This window comes from Streptococcus oralis, from assembly GCF_023110055.1.
GTDB classification, from domain to species: Bacteria; Bacillota; Bacilli; order Lactobacillales; family Streptococcaceae; genus Streptococcus; species Streptococcus oralis_BY.
This window is the reverse complement of the sequence record NZ_JALDVG010000003.1, coordinates 108,899-126,045: the sequence shown is the minus strand read 5'-3', so window position 1 is coordinate 126,045 and position 17,147 is coordinate 108,899. Positions and strand designations below refer to the sequence as shown.

The 17,147-nt window shown below is 37.7% G+C and carries 21 protein-coding genes and 1 pseudogene; 5 read left to right on the top strand and 17 right to left on the bottom strand.

Annotated features, from left to right (window positions below):
* Positions 1-5: 5 nt before the first annotated feature.
* From M1G01_RS09130 to hisS, 5 genes are all read right to left on the bottom strand, one after another.
* Complete coding sequence (locus M1G01_RS09130; RefSeq protein WP_084944795.1) at positions 6-707, bottom strand: DUF3169 family protein; 702 nt, start codon at positions 705-707, stop codon at positions 6-8.
* Positions 708-721: 14 nt separating this feature from the next.
* Positions 722-1,072: a PspC domain-containing protein gene (locus M1G01_RS09125; RefSeq protein WP_084944796.1), complete on the bottom strand. Its 351-nt coding sequence runs from the start codon at positions 1,070-1,072 to the stop codon at positions 722-724.
* Complete coding sequence (locus M1G01_RS09120) at positions 1,069-1,272, bottom strand: hypothetical protein (RefSeq protein ID WP_084944797.1); 204 nt, start codon at positions 1,270-1,272, stop codon at positions 1,069-1,071. The genes M1G01_RS09125 and M1G01_RS09120 overlap by 4 nt, the downstream gene beginning before the upstream one ends.
* On the bottom strand, positions 1,272-1,475 hold the full coding sequence (locus M1G01_RS09660; protein WP_000916945.1) for a helix-turn-helix transcriptional regulator: 204 nt from the start codon (positions 1,473-1,475) through the stop codon (positions 1,272-1,274). The genes M1G01_RS09120 and M1G01_RS09660 overlap by 1 nt, the downstream gene beginning before the upstream one ends.
* A gap of 146 nt (positions 1,476-1,621) precedes the next feature.
* Positions 1,622-2,902 (bottom strand): histidine--tRNA ligase, encoded by a 1,281-nt coding sequence (hisS, locus tag M1G01_RS09110; protein WP_084944798.1) that lies wholly within the window; start codon positions 2,900-2,902, stop codon positions 1,622-1,624.
* Positions 2,903-3,069: 167 nt separating this feature from the next.
* On the opposite strand from hisS, the gene M1G01_RS09105 reads away from it, so the two are divergent.
* Positions 3,070-3,411, top strand: coding sequence for a metal-sulfur cluster assembly factor (locus M1G01_RS09105; protein ID WP_001204052.1), 342 nt, complete (start codon positions 3,070-3,072; stop codon positions 3,409-3,411).
* A gap of 330 nt (positions 3,412-3,741) precedes the next feature.
* Here the strand turns inward: M1G01_RS09105 and M1G01_RS09100 are convergent, their stop codons facing one another.
* The 6 genes from M1G01_RS09100 to ilvD form a co-directional block, all read right to left on the bottom strand.
* Positions 3,742-4,506 carry an ATP-dependent helicase gene (locus M1G01_RS09100; protein ID WP_070567162.1) on the bottom strand — a complete coding sequence of 255 codons (765 nt, stop codon included), beginning with the start codon at positions 4,504-4,506 and terminating at the stop codon, positions 3,742-3,744.
* Between the two features lie 11 nt (positions 4,507-4,517).
* The gene (locus tag M1G01_RS09095) at positions 4,518-6,815 is read right to left on the bottom strand and encodes a hypothetical protein (protein WP_070567151.1); all 2,298 of its coding nucleotides are present in this window, start codon (positions 6,813-6,815) and stop codon (positions 4,518-4,520) included.
* Between the two features lie 12 nt (positions 6,816-6,827).
* Positions 6,828-7,064: a hypothetical protein gene (locus tag M1G01_RS09090; protein WP_070567148.1), complete on the bottom strand. Its 237-nt coding sequence runs from the start codon at positions 7,062-7,064 to the stop codon at positions 6,828-6,830.
* Positions 7,065-7,251: 187 nt separating this feature from the next.
* Entirely contained in the window at positions 7,252-8,862 is a 1,611-nt protein-coding gene (locus tag M1G01_RS09085) for a DNA cytosine methyltransferase (protein WP_070567196.1), read from the bottom strand.
* A 13-nt stretch (positions 8,863-8,875) separates the two neighbouring features.
* Positions 8,876-9,067 (bottom strand): helix-turn-helix domain-containing protein, encoded by a 192-nt coding sequence (locus M1G01_RS09080; protein ID WP_070567145.1) that lies wholly within the window; start codon positions 9,065-9,067, stop codon positions 8,876-8,878.
* Positions 9,068-9,779: 712 nt separating this feature from the next.
* Positions 9,780-11,483 carry a dihydroxy-acid dehydratase gene (gene ilvD, locus M1G01_RS09075; RefSeq protein ID WP_000137343.1) on the bottom strand — a complete coding sequence of 568 codons (1,704 nt, stop codon included), beginning with the start codon at positions 11,481-11,483 and terminating at the stop codon, positions 9,780-9,782.
* Positions 11,484-11,667: 184 nt separating this feature from the next.
* Between ilvD and M1G01_RS09070 the strand changes: the two genes are divergently transcribed.
* The 4 genes from M1G01_RS09070 (at position 11,668) to rpmG (ending at position 13,374) form a co-directional block, all read left to right on the top strand.
* Positions 11,668-12,675 carry an SPFH domain-containing protein gene (locus M1G01_RS09070; protein WP_247931658.1) on the top strand — a complete coding sequence of 336 codons (1,008 nt, stop codon included), beginning with the start codon at positions 11,668-11,670 and terminating at the stop codon, positions 12,673-12,675.
* A 2-nt stretch (positions 12,676-12,677) separates the two neighbouring features.
* The gene (locus M1G01_RS09065) at positions 12,678-12,878 is read left to right on the top strand and encodes a type II toxin-antitoxin system antitoxin (protein ID WP_000796544.1); all 201 of its coding nucleotides are present in this window, start codon (positions 12,678-12,680) and stop codon (positions 12,876-12,878) included.
* Positions 12,879-13,026: 148 nt separating this feature from the next.
* Positions 13,027-13,209 carry a 50S ribosomal protein L32 gene (gene rpmF, locus M1G01_RS09060; RefSeq protein ID WP_000290417.1) on the top strand — a complete coding sequence of 61 codons (183 nt, stop codon included), beginning with the start codon at positions 13,027-13,029 and terminating at the stop codon, positions 13,207-13,209.
* A gap of 15 nt (positions 13,210-13,224) precedes the next feature.
* A complete protein-coding gene (rpmG, locus tag M1G01_RS09055) occupies positions 13,225-13,374 on the top strand; it encodes a 50S ribosomal protein L33 (protein ID WP_001265622.1) in 150 nt (49 codons plus the stop codon).
* A 448-nt stretch (positions 13,375-13,822) separates the two neighbouring features.
* Here rpmG and M1G01_RS09050 read toward each other — a convergent pair whose 3' ends face one another.
* The 6 genes and pseudogenes from M1G01_RS09050 to M1G01_RS09025 all read right to left on the bottom strand — a co-directional run bounded on the left by M1G01_RS09050 (position 13,823) and on the right by M1G01_RS09025 (position 17,137).
* The gene (locus tag M1G01_RS09050; RefSeq protein WP_000126416.1) at positions 13,823-14,872 is read right to left on the bottom strand and encodes a DUF389 domain-containing protein; all 1,050 of its coding nucleotides are present in this window, start codon (positions 14,870-14,872) and stop codon (positions 13,823-13,825) included.
* Positions 14,869-15,192 (bottom strand): potassium channel family protein, encoded by a 324-nt coding sequence (locus M1G01_RS09045; protein ID WP_001253404.1) that lies wholly within the window; start codon positions 15,190-15,192, stop codon positions 14,869-14,871. The genes M1G01_RS09050 and M1G01_RS09045 overlap by 4 nt, the downstream gene beginning before the upstream one ends.
* A 13-nt stretch (positions 15,193-15,205) precedes the next feature.
* Positions 15,206-15,547: a hypothetical protein gene (locus M1G01_RS09040; protein WP_000397556.1), complete on the bottom strand. Its 342-nt coding sequence runs from the start codon at positions 15,545-15,547 to the stop codon at positions 15,206-15,208.
* Positions 15,529-15,774 (bottom strand): annotated as a pseudogene (locus tag M1G01_RS09035) (TMEM175 family protein); the annotation flags it as partial. The gene M1G01_RS09040 and the pseudogene M1G01_RS09035, both read right to left, overlap by 19 nt.
* A gap of 398 nt (positions 15,775-16,172) precedes the next feature.
* Positions 16,173-16,511, bottom strand: a complete 339-nt coding sequence (gene cadX / locus M1G01_RS09030) for a Cd(II)/Zn(II)-sensing metalloregulatory transcriptional regulator CadX (RefSeq protein ID WP_000711083.1) — start codon at positions 16,509-16,511, stop codon at positions 16,173-16,175.
* An 11-nt stretch (positions 16,512-16,522) separates the two neighbouring features.
* Positions 16,523-17,137 carry a CadD family cadmium resistance transporter gene (locus tag M1G01_RS09025; RefSeq protein ID WP_000250556.1) on the bottom strand — a complete coding sequence of 205 codons (615 nt, stop codon included), beginning with the start codon at positions 17,135-17,137 and terminating at the stop codon, positions 16,523-16,525.
* Between the last annotated feature and the right edge of the window lie 10 nt (positions 17,138-17,147).

Genomic DNA, 17,147 nt, shown 5'->3' with positions numbered 1-17,147 from the left:
GACTCCTATTTGAAATAACGTTTTGTTTTTCGCAACTGTGCAACATTCGTGTACAAATGGATGACAACTGCTACGAGTAGAGCAACCAACTGTACTTGTCCTAATACCATAGATAGAACTACTAAAACAATATAGATACCTGGTATGATGAGCTGATTGACCTTGAACAAGATCAAGTAAGCTTCTTCCATCTCAGCCTGTTTTTCTCCCTCATCATAAGTATCCAGGTATTCCAAAACTTCCTTGGGTGTGGCCATAACAGAAAGTTTATAGTTACGAATCTTGCTAGTGATTTTTAGGCAGTAAACACCCGACCAAATACTTACAACTATCAAAAGTAAGGATGTTGCTGATATGCCGAATCTTCCTAAGTCTAAAATCATACAGAATAGCATACTAATTTGGGAAACATTCCAAGCCACTGTACCATAATCCAAGAAACGATACATAGCAAGATAGTCTTGTTCGTTTTCTTCGTCCTCTTCTTCTCTTTGATAGTTCTGATAGGCCTTATTGCTTTTTCTAATAAAATAAAAGGTTAGAGTTGCCGTAATCAGCCCTAGACCAAAAAAGATTGAGAACAAGGCAGAGATTACTTGCTCTTGATTGATACTTAAAGGATTAACTCCAAGAGCTCCGGCAAGTATTCCTAATAAAGCTCCGGTAATAAAAAGTTTCAGTGCAAAAATTATGTGATTCTTTTCCATCTTTAAACCTCCTCCTAAAACAAGCCAGACAACCATTGACCAAAGGCTTTACCTGATTCATAAATAGCTGTCAAGCCCTCTGTTCCAAGTGACACCAAAATCAAACAAACAGCAAACAAGAGAATAGCTTGGTTTCTAGCTTTTTTTGCTCCATCTCCCAAGGGTTCATTGCCAAGCCAACCTGCTAGATAGGCATAGAGAGTTACTGTTATAATCCCAATCTCTGTCGAAGAGAGAAACAGCAAGACTGTCACCAAACGAACGATATTGGCTTGAATGTTAAAATAATTTCCTAAACCTGCACAAACACCCGCAAGTTCTTTGTGCTCAGTATCGATTTGAAAACCTGCTAAAAACTCTTTCATAACTTTTCTCCTTTTACAATCTCTTTAAACTTTATCTTTCTCTCTATCCATCTAAAGACTAATAGTAAAACTATGTTAATCCAGAAGAGGTATTTACTTTCAACAATTGTAAACCAACCAAATAGGCTTCCAATCATAGCCAAAAGATTCACGATAAACACAACTATAGATAGATAATAAATCACTTTATACTTGTTCATCACTCATCCTCCTCTAAGCGAAAGACTGACTCGACTGGTTCATTGAATATCTGAGCAATCTTCAGGGCAATGACGATGGATGGCGTGTACTCATCCCGCTCAAGCAAGCTGATGGTTTGCCTGGACACGCCAGCTAGTTTGGCCAGCTCTGTTTGATTCAGGCCATCGCGAGCCCGAAGCTCTTTTAGACGATTTTTTAGCATGTCTTTTTTCTCCTTTGTTCTTATCTTGATTTCATTGTAACATATCTTTTTATTTTTGACAAATATATTTGTCAAAAAGTTTAAGATTTTTGTCATTTTGCAAAAGAAAACGGTCGGGAGTAAGATCCCGACCAGTTTATCTGTCATTAAAATCCTAATTTTTCAAAGACTTGAGAGAAATTTTGGCTGATTGTATCGAGCGTAACTTCCACTTCTTCTCGTGTTTGGTTGTTCTTAACCGTCACTTGTCCGCTTTCGACTTCGCTCTCTCCTAGCGTGATGAGGGTCTTAGCCGCAAAGGCATCGGCTGACTTGAACTGAGCTTTGAGTTTACGGTTGAGGTAATCACGCTCTGCTTTAAATCCTTGTTGGCGAAGAGCTTGTACCAATTCCAAGGCCTTGATATTTGCTTCTTCACCCAAGACTGCGATATAAACATCTAGAGCATTCTCTATAGGAAGGGCCACACCTTGCTTTTCAAGGATGAGGAGCAGACGCTCTACACCAAGTCCAAAACCAAATCCAGCAGTTTCGGGACCACCAAAGTAGGCAACCAAACCATCGTAGCGACCACCCGCACAGACTGTCAAATCATTGCCCTCAATCTCAGTGATGAACTCGAAAATCGTGTGGTTGTAGTAGTCCAAACCACGTACCATATTGGTATCGATGATATAGTCTACACCCAGATTTTCCAACATCTGACGGACGGCATCAAAATGAGCTTGGCTTTCTTCATCAAGGAAGTCCAAGATAGACGGCGCATTCTCCACTGCCACCTTGTCTTCTTTTTCCTTAGAGTCCAAGACACGGAGAGGATTTTCCTCCAAACGACGTTGGCTATCCTTCGACAAGCTCTCCTTGAGCGGTGTCAAATAGTCGATCAAGGCTTGACGGTAAGCCGAACGGCTCTCAGGATTTCCAAGAGTATTAAGGTGTAATTTGACACCTTGGATGCCAATTTCTTTCAAGAAATGAGCTGCCATAGCGATGGTTTCCACATCGGTAGCTGGATTGCTAGAGCCAAAACACTCGACACCAATCTGGTGGAACTGGCGTAAACGCCCTGCCTGTGGACGCTCATAACGGAACATAGGGCCCATATAGTAGAACTTACTTGGCTTTTGCACTTCTGGGGCGAAGAGTTTATTTTCCACATAGGAACGGACAACGGGCGCAGTTCCTTCTGGACGAAGGGTGATATGACGATCACCCTTGTCATAGAAATCATACATTTCCTTGGTTACGATATCGGTTGTGTCTCCGACAGAGCGACTGATAACCTCGTAATGCTCAAAAATAGGCGTGCGCACTTCTGCATAGTTATAGCGCTTGAAAATCTCACGGGCAAAGCCCTCAACATACTGCCACTTGGCAGACTCAGCAGGTAAAATATCCTGTGTTCCTTTAGGTTTTTGTAATTTCATAGGGAATCCTCTTTAAACTTAATAGTCTTATTTTACCATAAATAAAGGGATTAAAACAGTGAGAGTAGAAAATCTCAAGAGAGTCTTTTCAGAAAATTCATCAAAAACTTGCCAAATTGTCAGAATTATGAGAAAATAGAGGATATTTATCACGTGGAGGGACTGTTATGAGAGACGATATCAAAATCAATGACCGCGCTTTGGCCTTACAAGACCAAATTATCGAAAAACTAGAGAAGGTTTTTGATACAGATGTGGAATTGGATGTTTACAATCTGGGCTTGATTTATGAAATCAATCTGGATGAAACAGGTCTCTGTAAGATTGTCATGACCTTTACCGACACTGCCTGCGATTGCGCCGAAAGCCTGCCTATCGAAATCGTGGCAGGTCTAAAACAAATCGAAGGTATCGAGGACGTCAAGGTTGAAGTTACCTGGTCGCCTGCCTGGAAGATCACACGAATCAGTCGCTACGGCCGTATTGCCCTTGGACTGCCACCTCGTTAATGAGGCAAATCACTTTTGAAGATAAAAAGAAGCAAGCCGAGGATGGCTTGCTTTTTGATACTCAATGAAAATCAAAGAGCAAACTAGGAAACTAGCCGCAGGCTGTACTTGAGTACGGCAAGGCGACGTTGACGTGGTTTGAATTTGATTTTCGAAGAGTATGAGTTTACTTTTTACCTGACTTGTCCATATTCCAGAAGTCTGTCACGGCTCCACGAGAAGCGGATGATACGATATGGGCGTATTTACCGAGGACACTGCTAACGATCGAAGAGTAATAAAGTAAAGGCCATGCAAGAGTTTTGGCTCCTGCATGGTCTGTGTTGTTATTTATCTCATTGCCAATTCAAATGCTTTTTCAAATATACTGTCATCGAGAGGCTTGTGTAGTTCTCGTTTAAGTTGGAAACAAGTCGATTGATATTTCTTCGATCTACGTCCTTTGGATTTAATTTTTGCACTGTCGGGAAAATCTTTTTTGAACTTATCAAAAGCAATACGCCAATATTGACTCATATTTAGAATCGATTCGTATATTTCAAACAGCTCATCATTCGTAAAAACCGATGTATCCTTGCTTTTCAAATATAGGTGTAAGCCTTTTTCAAATTCACGCCAGTCATCTTCACGGATTTTCTCTTTTTTATTTCTAATCCACTCAAATATTCTTTCATCTTCTCTATTGAGAACTCTATCAAGAATATCTTGCCATTGGCGCCAAGAAAGTTTTTCTACTACTTCTTGATCAAATTGCGACAATCTATAGCACTGACCATAGAAACTACGGGTTTCAGCATTCTTACTTTCATCTCTGCGACGATTTTCTTTCGTAGCAAATGTTTTGATTTCATCCCAAAATTGTTTGCGTTCAGAAGCAGATATATTATATTTAGTTAGTAATTCTCCCAGAAATTTACCCAGATTGTATTTGTACAACACACTTTTACCATATACCTCCTCTAGATCTGCTTCAATTTGAGGGATTTCTTGTTCAAGTGCATTTTTAATCTCATCTATAGTGGCAATTTCTTTTGCGGTAAGTAGACCCTTATATACTAGATTACCATCTTTATCCAATGATACCACGTGTTTCATAAAAACTCCCCTTATTTAAGACTTTCATAATAAACACTTTCCACTTTCTGAAGTACTTTATCAGCAGCTTCTTGTGGCTCAAGACCAATAAACCCATCTCCAAATATATCATATTTACCTTCATCTAGATAGAGCAGAACATACTGTTTCAACATTTGTTCGCGAAGATAATCATGTCGAAAATCCGGATAATCAGCCACACTATTGTATGCTGGATGTTCAATATTTATAGTGATTTTTCTATCATTTCCCGGAGTTCGCCACGAGCGCTCAAAATTATTTTTTGATTTGGAAAGTTCGATCCTAAACGACTCTCTCTTTCCATTCTTTTCATCCATATTTAGGAAAATTTTAAAATGATAAGAAGTTATTTTATCGCCCTTTTCATAGATTGGATCGTCTTCATTTGCTATCAGTCTTGCCCGAAGTTCCAATGTGCCTTCGGAAAGATAAGGTTCGTATGTGTCTTTATCAAAGACAATCTCATCTAAATAAGGGGTAATCTGATCTTCGAATGGAGGAATTATACCTGTAAGTGACAGTACGTCAACTATTTTAGGACATGTTTTATCACTTGCATTTGCTTTGTGGATGCTTACATTCAAACGATAATTTAATGTGTGATTTCGCTTATTCTCAATCTTCCAGCATACTTTACGAACAGCTTCACCAAAATTTACACGACGACTGCCTTGGACAGGGAACAAACATTCATGCAGTGTCAAGCCAACAGTTTCACGAGAGGTATCTGGCTTATCTATGTCAAAGAAATACGGAAGAACTTTTGTCTTTTCTTTACCACTACCAATAACCTTAACAGATAGAACAATACGATTTTCTGCATATTGCTTTGAATTCTTTTTCGTAACCGTATGGATTTTATCCATACGATGTACTGTGTTTGCTTTTACTGTTATCTCTCCGGCATCAATCTGATGTAGAACCGAACGGTTTTCAGGGTCGACCACTAAAATTTTATAATCAAATTTCTTGTCTGTTGTATAGGAATTCTTTATTCTAACAGAAAAAGCAATTTCATCACCGGATGTAACTTTTTCTGTCTCTGCCACAGGATAGCGAATATCTTGCCAACGAACATCAAAATCAGGCTTTTGTGGACCTGTGCCAAGATTTTCAAATTCAAGGTTATCAAATAGATCTTGAAGTTCTTCTGCGATTGATTGCAATTCATCATTAAGTTTTTTATCTTCAGTCTTATTATCCTTTATGAATCCCCATTTAACCATGTTTTCGTGGAATTTATTATTGCAGTAGTTCTTCAAATTCTGATAAGTATTAGTATGTTTCTTTCCCTTACTCACACCGAAATGAACCTTATCCTCAATATCAGAGAGTTCATCTTCCCAAAGCTCATCTACCTCTACATATCCCCAAAATTTTCCTTCAACATCTTTAGGAATATCCTTGATGTCAATCTCGCCAATTTTCATTCCCTTGCGATAATAAGAGAGTCCAGACCATATATTTCCGCCATCTTCGAAGACATATAATCCGAAGTGCTTGACTTTATACCCCTGAGAATAACTTTCTGGTTTTTGCAATTCATACGCTCGTCGTGTTTTTTTAATATCATCAGGAACTGTAATAGGAACATTATTTACAGTAATAGCAGAGCCTGCTGGCAAACGCTCAATAATTAACCACCAGGACTCTTGGATAAGTGGAACGAGTTCTCCACTTGTTATGGATTCAACCAATTCGTCTTTTGGTTTTTCAATTATGATTCGAGTACCAACGGTTTTCTTCTCGTCTAAACCTGTGTTCTCTTTAATATATTTTTTGGCTTCAGATCCTTCATAAGCGATAGAATTAACTTGGCCACCTTTATTGACATTTGATACATACATTCCATCTTCACGGAGTGAATCATAATAATAAGTATAGGTTTTAGAAGCAACAGAGTAAACACTCTTACCAGCACCAAAAAGGCCACCTCCAGTAGTATTACCACCGGAATTAAACATTGAGGTGAAACGCGAAAGCCGTTCCTCTGGAGGTAGAACTTTACCTTCTGCCATCAGTTCATTAATCTGTTCAGCGGGAGTATTATTTCCAGTCAAACCCACGGTTCCAGAGTCCTCGACGACAACATATCTGCCCCGGTCATTTTCAATTAAAGAAATATCACATCTCCAATTTTTCCAATTTTTTGTTGGTCTTGCACCAACAGCATTCTGAATCGCATCCTTTTGAAAACCATTCGGGAAGGTTACACCTGCATCAGTGTATGCGCCTAGGATCCAGTCTACATTATTTCTGTAATTTTGTGGTATTGAAGTAAAAACCATGGAAGTTCCTCCTTAATCTAATGTAAAACGAGAACCTTTTTTGCTCTCTGATTTGTTGAATTTTTTCTTAGTTTCACGAACTTCGGATTCGATTGCAGCAAATATTTTATCAACATCTTGTTGAGTGTAATCATATGTGCTTAAATTCGAGCAGTTACCAAGAAGTTGTAGCATATCAATTATTTTGTTAGTACGTGCTTCAGCAAGCCTAATAAACTTCTCACGTTTAGTTTCCTGTTTTTTGCCCATAATGGGAACCTCCATTTTTCGTATGTTACCTAAAGTATATCATTTATATTTTATATAGTCAACAATATTTGCAATATATTCTAAATATATTACAAATATATTTATTAATAATTATTACGAAAGCAAATAATAAAAAAATACCACGAAATATTCAGTGAAAATCGCGGTATTTTTTATTATTGTTTAATTATTGTAAATATTTAAAGATTAAATCTGCAATTCCTTTGGCTAATAGTGGTGGCACGGCGTTTCCAACTTGCTGATATTGGGAATCTTTAGTGCCAATAAACTCGAAGGAATCAGGGAAAGACTGAAGTCTTGCTGCTTCTCTGACAGTTATTGCTCTATCCAGTATTGGATGTATCCACATGGATTTACGAACATTTACCACTGTTCCACTAGGTTTATTTGGGTCAAGCCTCAAATATATTGTGTTCTGTGTCCTTTCGGGTTTTGAATATGTATCCTTATCTTCAATACCAAGACTGTGGAAATTCTTTCCTTGTTTAATTTTCTTGAAACGCTCTAATGCTTTATCTGTGCTTTTCGTTGTTATATGGTTTTTAACACTCTTACTACCCTTGCGCATAGAGCGAGCATAGCTACTTATACCTTTTTTTTCTACATAAGGGATTGGAGTATAGTGTAGTTTATAGCCAACCTCATAATTCGAAAGATCTAAAATTGCCTCACCTACAGTAGGAATTTTATTGGCTATAGTTTCATTTGGCAAAATCAAATCAATATCTTTGTCTATGTATATATCGCGTCTTATTCCTACAACTATATACCTTCGACGTTCCTGTGGGACACCAAACCATTTGGCATTAAATACATTACCTTTTTGAATATATTCGTCTCCAAGAATCGCATTAATATAATCAATAACAGAATATGAATTAACTATAAAACGCAAACCATCTTCAGCGGAATATTCATAATTCCCAATTAATTCGTTTTCGGTTATTTCTGAAATGGACTTTATCAGCTTTTGTAAACCGACTATGTAGTCCAATTCCTCAGATGCTTTTTCAGGACGGCTATTCTCTAACTCACATTTTATTGTTTCTAATTTTGATATTATTTGTTGCTTTGCTGTTGAATTAGCAAAATCTTCGCTACAGATATATGAATTAATTAGTTTTTCAATTGTAGCTTTATTTTTTAAAAGAAAGTTTGGCAGTCTTCTTGGATTATTGATATTTTTTTGCAATACAGATAAAAGATGTGTTAACTGTTTCGGAATAAATATTTCTCTCAAGTCGGACTCAGGTAGTCTACACATATCTATACCATCAAACGAAACTTTTGATAGTACTAATGTATCCATTCTTTTTGGGATATCATATCCATTTGCGATAAGTGAGTCTATTTCATCGTTATCTTTGCGGGATTCATAAAATCTGTGGGTTTCTGACTCAAGCATGCTAACATTTTCCATAACAAAAGCTTTCGGACGAATTTGTCGGATAGCTCTGAAGTATTCTTTAACTAAGCTGTTATTCATGCTAATCAAATGATTTTTTTGCCTATTAGCATTTGAAAATCCTTGACAAGGAGGTCCGCCTATTACAACATCAATTGAGTTTTCAAATCTTGAGTTTAGGGTTGAAAAATCATAATCAATAACATTTTCTATAAATTCAAAGTTATCATTATCTTTTGTAATGTTAGTCTTATAAGTTTCTCGTGCATTTTTATTAATTTCCGCAGCAGCAACAATCTGATATTTTCCGGTCATAAGAAATCCAAGACTTAATCCTCCTGCACCTGCAAATAAATCAATTGTTTTTATCATATTGAATACCTCGTTATTCTGCATCGGTAATTCGATTGTTTTTTCGAATCCACGAATCAACTTCGCTAATCTTAAATTTCCATTTTCTTTCTATTTTATAGGCAGGAAGATTCTGCGTGTGAATCATCTTTTTTACAGTATCTCTGCTTAGACCAAGATGCTTACAAAGTTCCTCCATTGATGCCCATTTTTCTTCGTTGTTCATCGGGTACCTCCTTAATTTCTAATCATTTTATCATAGATTAGTCTAAAAAACAATTAGCTTTATTACAATATATAGTGTTTTATTACTAATAACTACTAAAAATGGCTAAAAACAAAAAACTACTGATAAATGTATTCAGTAGGATTTCTCATTTTCTAAATCTTTTTTCAAAAAACGTCAGATTTTTTGTTTTATCAAGCCCATCTTATAGAGGGAAATAGCAAGATGGTCCTCGGAAAGGAGGAATAGACGCTGTACGAAAAACTGCCACAGGAGCTCATGTTGATGGATGCAGGAATTTAAAAGCTTGATATTCATATAGAATGACTCTATATAGATAATGTTGCTTACAAAATTAGCTGAAAAAGAACCGAATCAACCTGAAAGTCGTAAGACTGAACTCAAAACTTTTATCACTACCTGCCAAGAGCAACAGTTGAACGTGAATTAATTTTTGATATTGTGCATAACTTCATAGACATCATGGATCAGACTACTGAGATCATCCGCACTTTCGTTGCGAAAATAGTGGATATGAAAATAAAAAAGGTTCCTGGAACAAGAACAAAAAGCAAACTATTATTCATTTGAACTACATTAGGGAAGTCCATATACCTAATACAAAAGGGAAAACGGCATAGCCGGAAATCAATCCGATTATGCCGTTATTCTTTTAAAGAATAAAATCCCATTTTTGGCTTGCTTTTTGAGTTTACTTTTTACCTGACTTGTCCATATTCCAGAAGTCTGTCACGGCTCCGCGTGAAGCAGATGATACGATATGGGCATATTTACCGAGAACACCACGGCTGTAAAGAGGTGGCAATGTTGTTTCTGCCTTGCGTTTTTCAAGTTCTTCTTCTGATACGGCCATGGAAATTTCTTTGGTATCTTGGTCAACCGTAACGATATCACCTGTACGGAGGTAAGCAATCGGTCCACCATCCTGAGCTTCAGGAGCGATATGTCCGACAACCAGACCATAAGTACCACCAGAGAAGCGTCCATCCGTCAAGAGGGCAACCTTGTCTCCTTGACCTTTACCAACGATCATGGATGAAAGGGATAGCATCTCAGGCATACCAGGACCACCCTTAGGCCCAACGAAACGGACAACAACTACATCGCCATCAACGATTTCATCTGTCAGAACAGCCTGGATAGCATCTTCTTCTGAGTCAAAGACCTTAGCTGGTCCAACGTGGCGACGCACTTTCACACCTGATACTTTAGCAACCGCACCATCAGGGGCAAGGTTCCCATTCAAGATGATAAGCGGACCGTCTGCACGTTTTGGATTTTCAAGTGGCATAATGACTTTTTGGCCTGGTGTAAGGTCTGCAAAGTCAGCCAAGTTTTCAGCGACTGTCTTACCAGTACATGTGATGCGGTCGCCATGAAGGAAACCATTTGCCAAGAGGTATTTCATAACCGCTGGCACACCACCGACTTCGTAGAGGTCTTGGAAGACATACTGACCAGATGGTTTCAAGTCGGCCAAGTGAGGCACACGTTCTTGGATCGTATTGAAGTCCTCAAGTGACAAGTCAACATTAGCCGCATGGGCAATGGCAAGCAAGTGAAGAGTGGCATTTGTAGAACCACCGAGAGCCATCGTTACAGTGATGGCATCTTCAAAAGCTTCACGAGTCAAGATATCTGATGGTTTGAGACCAAGCTCCAGCATCTTGACAACAGCTCGTCCTGCTGCTTCGATATCTTCTTTCTTGTCAGCTGATTCAGCTGGGTGAGATGAAGATCCTGGCAAACTCATACCGAGAACTTCGATAGCAGTCGCCATGGTATTAGCTGTGTACATACCACCACAACCACCAGGGCCAGGACAGGCATTACATTCAAGACGTTTCACGTCCTCAGCTGTCATATCACCGTGGTTCCATTTTCCGATTCCCTCAAAGACAGAAACCAAGTCAATGTCTTTGCCATCAAGATTTCCCGGTGCAATAGTACCACCATAGGCGAAAATAGCTGGAATATCCATGTTGGCAATAGCAATCATAGAACCAGGCATGTTCTTGTCACAGCCACCGATAGCAACGAAGGCATCGACGTTGTGACCACCCATCGCCGCCTCGATAGAGTCCGCAATGATATCACGAGATGTTAGAGAGAAACGCATACCAGGCGTTCCCATGGCAATCCCGTCCGCTACGGTAATGGTTCCAAACTGTACAGGCCAAGCACCTGCAGATTTGACACCTTCTTTAGCTAATTTCCCGAAATCATGCAAGTGGATGTTACATGGCGTATTTTCCGCCCAAGTCGAAATCACTCCCACAATCGGTGTTTCAAAGTCCTTATCTGTCATACCAGTCGCACGAAGCATGGCACGGTTTGGTGATTTAACCATGCTGTCATAAATGCTACTGCGGTGACGTTTATCTAATTCAGTCATCTTATCCCTCCCGTTTCAGTTTTTACTATTATAGCACATTTTAAAGGCAATGAACAGAAGAAAATTCTTGAATTTTCAGAAAATTCTATACAGTAATATTTTCTTTAATAATGTTACATTTATTTCTTGACTTTATAAATTAAAGCGATATCATTTAGATATCATATAACAGGAGGTCATTCTTATGACTGAAAAACTAATCAATTCAAAACCAAATGGTGTAGTAGCCTTGATACTTATCGAGTTGGCACTCGTACTTGGCATTTTTATATTTGTAATCGGTGCTGGTTTGGAAAACGTTTTTGGAATTATTATCGGACTTTTATTAAGCTTAATTGCAGGCCTAGCTCATGCTGGTTTAAAAGTTGTCAAACCTCAGGAAGCTCTGGTTCTGACACTCTTTGGTAACTATACAGGTACCATCAAAGAACCTGGTTTTTACTTTGTCAATCCCTTCAGCATAGCAGTTAACCCTGCAAACCACACTCGACTTGGACAAAGTGGGGACGTTAGCACAAAATCTCCTTTTTCAGGAATGAAATCATCAAATGGCAATGATGTAAACCTTGAAATTGGCAAGAAACAGATTTCCCTCAAAGTTATGACTTTGAGCAATTCCCGTCAAAAGATTAACGATTGCTTAGGTAACCCTGTTGAAATTGGAATTGCGGTAACTTGGAGAGTTGTCGATACAGCCAAAGCAGTCTTCAACGTTGATAACTATAAAGAATATCTCTCATTGCAGTGTGATAGCGCCCTTCGTAATATTGTCCGCATCTATCCTTACGATGTGTCTCCTAATGTAGATACTACAGGGGATGGACAAGCAGATGAAGGTAGTCTCCGTGGCTCTAGTGAAATTGTAGCTAACCGTATTCGTGAAGAAATCCAAAGTCGCGTAGAAGATGCTGGCTTGGAAATCCTTGAAGCACGTATCACTTATCTAGCTTATGCACCAGAAATTGCAGCTGTTATGCTTCAACGCCAACAAGCATCTGCCATTATTGATGCCCGTAAGATGATTGTAGACGGCGCTGTGGGAATGGTTGAAATGGCACTAGAACGTCTCAATGAAGGAGAATTGGTAGAACTTGACGAAGAACGAAAAGCTGCCATGGTTTCAAATCTCCTAGTCGTTCTCTGTGGCAATCATGATGCACAACCAATTGTCAACGCAGGAAGTCTTTACTAAAGATGGCTGAAGCTAAAAAAAAGCAGATTCCCCTTCGACTCTCAACAAAGTTATACGCTGCACTCGCATCATGGGCAGAAGACGACTTTCGTTCAGTCAATGGGCAAATCGAATATCTCCTTACAGAGTGTGTCAAGCAACGGAAGAAAGACGGAAAATACGTATCAGAAACCATTGACGAACCATTTGAGATTGATATTTAACACCTTCTCCTGTCTGCTAGATCGGACAGGAGAATTTTTTCATCTTTTTTTTGTCAAGTAACTTTACTTTACAAAAAAGTTTTGATATACTATTAAAGTTGATGAAAATCAAACCTAACTGAATTATATCTTAAAAGGAGAAATCAAAATGGCAGTACCTGCACGTCGCACTTCAAAAGCGAAGAAAAACAAACGTCGTACCCACTACAAAGTAACAGCTCCATCTGTAAACTTTGACGAAACTACTGGAGATTACTCACGTTCTCACCGTGTATCACTTAAAGGATACTACAAAGGACGTAAAATCGCTAAAGCTGCATCAGCTGAATAATAGAAGGGAGATACCATGCGCGTAAATATCACACTTGAACACAAAGAATCTGGTGAACGCTTGTACCTTACTTCTAAAAACAAACGTAACACTCCAGACCGTCTTCAATTGAAGAAATACTCACCAAAACTTCGCAAACACGTAGTGTTTACAGAAGTTAAGTAGGGGTTCAATACGAATCAATACATAAGAAAAACGCTGATTTAAAGCGTTTTTTCTTTTTGCCAAATGCGATATATTGCACTGTATTTCAATCCAAACTCTACCTTTTTCTCTACCTTTTTTCTTAAGACCTGGTTTGGAAAGTATGAATTTCAGTTGGACTAAAAACAGCGTAATATCAAGACTTTTCTCCGCTTTTATAAAAGCGTTTTTCCAATCAAATTCAACTAATTTTATCTAAATGGTGTGGATTTTACCCCCAAAATTACAGAGAATGGAGCTGATAAACACTAAACGTTCACACCATTAGTTAAATGATTTTTTTCATCATTTTTCTTAGATGATAGAACTTCTAATTTATTTCTTATTCAAGCAAAAACAACCTGCTATAAGTAAGAAAGAGGAAGATACAAGAAAAACACGGCGTAAAAACCGATTCAGTTCATTGTCCTCAATCCTTGTCTGCTTCATTTTCTTTTACGAGATCGTTTTGTGAATCTTTTTCAGAGAGTTTTTGATCAATATACTTGTCAATGTTTTCATAAAATTCCTTGGTCGCTTCACTATCTAATGTTGGCGAGTTCTGAACTTGATTCACTTTCAATTGAACAGATTGAATACCGTAAGAGGCTTGTTTTTGGTGGAGTGTTTCTAATTCTTCTTCTGAAATCGGATCTCCAACAACCGTCAAGACCAATTCATTGTTACTTGACTTGTAGACTTGATTAATAACCGTATAATTGGCGAACTCTTTTCCTACAAACTGTTTGATCCCTTCTTTGCGCGCTTGTTCTATTGTCAGAGTAACTGCCGAATAGCTAGCTGGAAGAATCAACAATACAATCAAAGAAATCAAGCCAATTCTCATTTTAATGCTCAGCTCTTTAAATGAAGTTAAAGGAGATTTTCTCATCAAAATTCTTGTTCCAACAATGTTGGCTAGCATGATAAAGACACAGTTGATCAAGAAAAGATAGAGAGCCCCCAATAAAAATCGTACATTCCCATTAGCTAAACCATAGCCAGCAGTACAGATAGGCGGCATCAAAGCTGTAGCAATGGCTACTCCTGGCACGATATTGTTTGCTTCTTTTTTCCTTGAACCGATCACACCAGCAATCCCACCAGCAATAGCAATGAGAACATCCCAAATGGTTGGAGAGGTTCGTGCGATCAACTCGCTACTTGCATAAGACAAGGGAGAAATCCAGAAATACAGAGTCGAGACAAGCAAACTGACCAACACTTGAGTCAATAAAACCTCTAGAGATTGCTTGATTAAACGCGTATCAAAAATAGCTAAACCGAATCCCAGTCCAACAATCGGTGTCATGAGAGGTGAAATTAACATGGCTCCAATAATAACAGCTGTTGAATTCATATTTAGACCGATAGAGGCAATAAAAATTGCACACATCAAAATCGCTGTATCTCTCAATCGAACATGAAGGTCATCGTATAATTTCTCACGGTATTCCCGTGTTGAATAATTGGCAGTCATTTGTCCTCTCCTCTTTCCTTATTTAAATCGGTATAATAATTAATAATAACAGCTGATAAACAGCCAAAAAATATGAGCCCATAAATCGTCAAGAAGACACTGGTAATCCTTCCAATCAAGGTCACAGCTAGGAGATCCCCGTAGCCGACAGTCGTCGAAGTCACAAAAGCATACCAAAGACCGTCTCCGTAATTTGTGATAGCAGGTTCAACTAGGAAAAGCACGCCTCCTGACCCAAAAACAAAGGTCACAAAACTCAGAGCAAACCGAGTAAAACCCGTAACCTGTATAATATGCCATAACATTTTTAAACGTCTCATTTGTTCTCCTTATTCATACTAGCTCCTGACCGAGCCGTTTTTTCCAATAATCAAAGTGAAGATAGGACATGATCTCCATCAGAGAAAGATAGACAAACTGATAGATCTGATTTAAGCTGATTATCAACTGATATTGTTTGAAAAATGACTGGAAGAAAGACCAGATATGACTGTCTTGAATCAGTCCCTTCTTAACATCAGACAGGATATTAGCTAAAGCTCCCAAGGACTGAAACGGTAAATCCTTGACATTTATATAGATCCGGTCCACCACATCATTCAGACTGGTATCTTGGATGGCATGAAATTCTCCAAAGAGAACTCCTGCCGCTCCAAGAGTAGAAACAAATTCCACCAAATAATTTCTGAGGAAATTTTCTCAACCTTTTCCCATAATGTGTTTAGTGCCATCCATAACGATCCCAACCAGAAAAAGGAAAGAAAATAAGCAAAGAAATTTTGCCGTAAATCCCAAAAAGCTTGAAGACTTGGTGTCGTTGGTTTTTCTAACTCTAAAATCAAAATGGTCATAATAATTGCTAGAACAGCATCTGTCAATGCAATTAATCTATCTTTCTTCATCAGATTACGTTGCCTTTCATTTTGTAGTATTCTATCTCATCGTATAATATTTATTAATCTTAAATATTGGATAGTCACTTCATATTTTGAGTACAAACAAGATACACTAAAAAGCATGTATCTGTCATATTTTATTTAACTTTAGAAATATTCATCCATCTAATCAATAAATATATCATATTTCACAATAAATGACTACTATCAAAGATACATTTTCTTTCAGATTTCTCCCTTTTAAACTTGGCTAACTTGACCTGCATTACCTAGGTCGCTTTGCTTTAAATTATACTTTTTTCTTAAAGATTTGCTACGAGTAGTCTTTCATGTGAGTAATTTTTATCAAAAAATTTCATAGATAAGTCCTATATATAATCATGATAAAGTAGTAAAAATAGTTGTTATCCTAGTTGATTAAAAAAGTCTTTGATTTCCTCATCTTTTATAAAATAATATATAATTTTCCCCTCTCTTCTAGTATCCAAGATGTTTTGATTGGCTAGTTTACGAAGATGGTGGGAGGCAGATGCCATACTGAGATTTAGTAAACAGGCTATATCACAGACACAGAGTTCTTCAACAGCAAGGAGATAAAAGATGATATTTATCTGTTTATTATCGGTAAACTTTGATAAAATACGAAGTGATTTTTGGACTTTTTCCTTTTCAAGGTAGTTCGTTGCGGTTGTAACATTTTGCTGATTTATAATATTCACTTGGCAGATACTATCTTTTTTCATAATTTTTTCTCCTAGCCGAACACAGTCCTTAGCATGTTAAAGCTGTTGTTTTCAATCAGGATATACATCCCCAGTCCTAAATAAACAACGGCAATAAACCATCTGCTATATTTTTCCAAAGTTTCTCCAACAGAAGGGACTTGTGCCAATTTTTGGGCAGAAAAAACCAAGAGATAAATCATGACTAGAAAGGTAAGTAAAGCCACTATCAAATTCGCTAAATTTAAGGTAATAAAATATGGGACAAAAACACCAATATTGTCAGCACCACAACTTGCAAAAGTAATCATAGCGACTAGAAAAATCAGGTTTTTATTATCTTTGCGCAAACCATCTTTTGCAATAGCTTCTCCATCAGAATCTCCTAAAAGCAAAACTTTGAGTCCTAGGAAAATTGGAATCAAACCGAGCAAACCTAAAATCTCTTTACTAGGAATATAATTTAAGACAAATGCAAAAAGTAAACTTAGCAATATTAGACTAACAGAGCCTAGAAATTGTCCTAAATAGATGTTAATGATGTCTTTTCTGCTTTTTCTTTTGGCAAAAAATAACATTAGGATAATAAGTAAGTCTACGGCTGTCCCAGAATACAGGATTATTGAAGTAACAACATTTTGAACCATAAAGCACCTC

Excerpts from the sequence above, each read along its gene's own strand:
- M1G01_RS09130 (WP_084944795.1), bottom strand. The coding sequence starts at position 707 with ATGGAAAAGAATCACATAATTTTTGCACTGAAACTTTTTATTACCGGA.
- M1G01_RS09660 (WP_000916945.1), bottom strand. The coding sequence starts at position 1,475 with ATGCTAAAAAATCGTCTAAAAGAGCTTCGGGCTCGCGATGGCCTGAAT.
- M1G01_RS09065 (WP_000796544.1), top strand. The coding sequence starts at position 12,678 with ATGGCTGAAGCTAAAAAAAAGCAGATTCCCCTTCGACTCTCAACAAAG.
- M1G01_RS09085 (WP_070567196.1), bottom strand. The coding sequence starts at position 8,862 with ATGATAAAAACAATTGATTTATTTGCAGGTGCAGGAGGATTAAGTCTT.
- M1G01_RS09105 (WP_001204052.1), top strand. The coding sequence starts at position 3,070 with ATGAGAGACGATATCAAAATCAATGACCGCGCTTTGGCCTTACAAGAC.
- M1G01_RS09090 (WP_070567148.1), bottom strand. The coding sequence starts at position 7,064 with ATGGGCAAAAAACAGGAAACTAAACGTGAGAAGTTTATTAGGCTTGCT.
- hisS (WP_084944798.1), bottom strand. The coding sequence starts at position 2,902 with ATGAAATTACAAAAACCTAAAGGAACACAGGATATTTTACCTGCTGAG.
- ilvD (WP_000137343.1), bottom strand. The coding sequence starts at position 11,483 with ATGACTGAATTAGATAAACGTCACCGCAGTAGCATTTATGACAGCATG.
- M1G01_RS09045 (WP_001253404.1), bottom strand. The coding sequence starts at position 15,192 with ATGAGACGTTTAAAAATGTTATGGCATATTATACAGGTTACGGGTTTT.
- M1G01_RS09070 (WP_247931658.1), top strand. The coding sequence starts at position 11,668 with ATGACTGAAAAACTAATCAATTCAAAACCAAATGGTGTAGTAGCCTTG.
- M1G01_RS09050 (WP_000126416.1), bottom strand. The coding sequence starts at position 14,872 with ATGACTGCCAATTATTCAACACGGGAATACCGTGAGAAATTATACGAT.
- rpmG (WP_001265622.1), top strand. The coding sequence starts at position 13,225 with ATGCGCGTAAATATCACACTTGAACACAAAGAATCTGGTGAACGCTTG.
- M1G01_RS09100 (WP_070567162.1), bottom strand. The coding sequence starts at position 4,506 with ATGAAACACGTGGTATCATTGGATAAAGATGGTAATCTAGTATATAAG.
- M1G01_RS09125 (WP_084944796.1), bottom strand. The coding sequence starts at position 1,072 with ATGAAAGAGTTTTTAGCAGGTTTTCAAATCGATACTGAGCACAAAGAA.
- cadX (WP_000711083.1), bottom strand. The coding sequence starts at position 16,511 with ATGAAAAAAGATAGTATCTGCCAAGTGAATATTATAAATCAGCAAAAT.
- M1G01_RS09095 (WP_070567151.1), bottom strand. The coding sequence starts at position 6,815 with ATGGTTTTTACTTCAATACCACAAAATTACAGAAATAATGTAGACTGG.
- M1G01_RS09120 (WP_084944797.1), bottom strand. The coding sequence starts at position 1,272 with ATGAACAAGTATAAAGTGATTTATTATCTATCTATAGTTGTGTTTATC.
- rpmF (WP_000290417.1), top strand. The coding sequence starts at position 13,027 with ATGGCAGTACCTGCACGTCGCACTTCAAAAGCGAAGAAAAACAAACGT.
- M1G01_RS09080 (WP_070567145.1), bottom strand. The coding sequence starts at position 9,067 with ATGAACAACGAAGAAAAATGGGCATCAATGGAGGAACTTTGTAAGCAT.
- M1G01_RS09025 (WP_000250556.1), bottom strand. The coding sequence starts at position 17,137 with ATGGTTCAAAATGTTGTTACTTCAATAATCCTGTATTCTGGGACAGCC.